Source organism: Synechococcus sp. H55.2, assembly GCF_047462495.1.
Taxonomy (GTDB): domain Bacteria; phylum Cyanobacteriota; class Cyanobacteriia; order Thermostichales; family Thermostichaceae; genus Thermostichus.
Genome location: NZ_JANSJH010000212.1, coordinates 1 through 803, shown reverse-complemented (window position 1 = coordinate 803; position 803 = coordinate 1). Strand labels below are relative to the sequence as shown.

Annotated in this window: 1 protein-coding gene; it reads right to left on the bottom strand. The window is 58.5% G+C overall.

Annotated elements, in window-relative coordinates; all coding sequences use genetic code 11:
- Nucleotides 1–162: 162 nt before the first annotated feature.
- Nucleotides 163–591, bottom strand: a complete 429-nt coding sequence (locus NW844_RS12980; RefSeq protein WP_414336251.1) for an SHOCT domain-containing protein — start codon at nt 589–591, stop codon at nt 163–165.
- Nucleotides 592–803: the final 212 nt, after the last annotated feature.

The following is an 803-nucleotide window of genomic DNA, read 5'->3' as shown; positions in this document are numbered from 1 at the left end:
TGGAGAAGAGGGGAACGGCTGCGAGAGGAAGACTTGGCAACATACAGACAGGCAGAAGAGTGGAAAAAGCCCGACTTGGGTAGGGGCTACTGCTGAGAAAAATAACACCCAGACGATTATCCTATCGGACTTGCGGCCTGAGCAGAAGCTGGAATGCTCGACCTAGGAGATCCTGCGGATTTGTCGGCGGCGCTCCTCATATTCAGCGCGGGTGATCAAGCCTTGCTGCAACTGACTTTGCAACTGCTGCTCGGGATCCCGGACTTCCCGATCTTGCGCACTGGTCCAGTCCAGCTCGATGAGATCCCGGTTGAAGCGAAAATCGAAGTCCTCATTGGTCATGGTGAGCAACCATAGCCCTTCCAGCAGGCAGAGCGCTCGTAGCCCATAGCTGAGGATCTGCAGGGGAATAGAGGGAACCAACACCATCAGCCCCACCAGCAAGTACACCCAGCCCCAGCGCTTGTGGCCCATGTAAAAACGCTGCAGCCCTGGGATCAGCACCCCCAGCACTGCCAGCCAGCCGGCTGCCTCGCGAACCAAGCGCTGACGTTTTTGAAGAGGGGTATCGGAGCCTTCGCTCTCGGCCATACTCTGCCCTACCTACGCCTGGCCCCAGGCTAGCTCAAGTTTACGCAGCTCTGCAGAGGGGGAGGCAAGCTACAGTTGAGCAGGATTCTGCCGCATATACTTTATGGGGGCAGATCTGGGGGGAACATGGCGGAGCGGGAGCTGGCGGTGGCAATCTTGGCAGCGGGCAAGGGCACCCGCATGCGGTCGCAATTGCCCAAGGTGCTGCACAA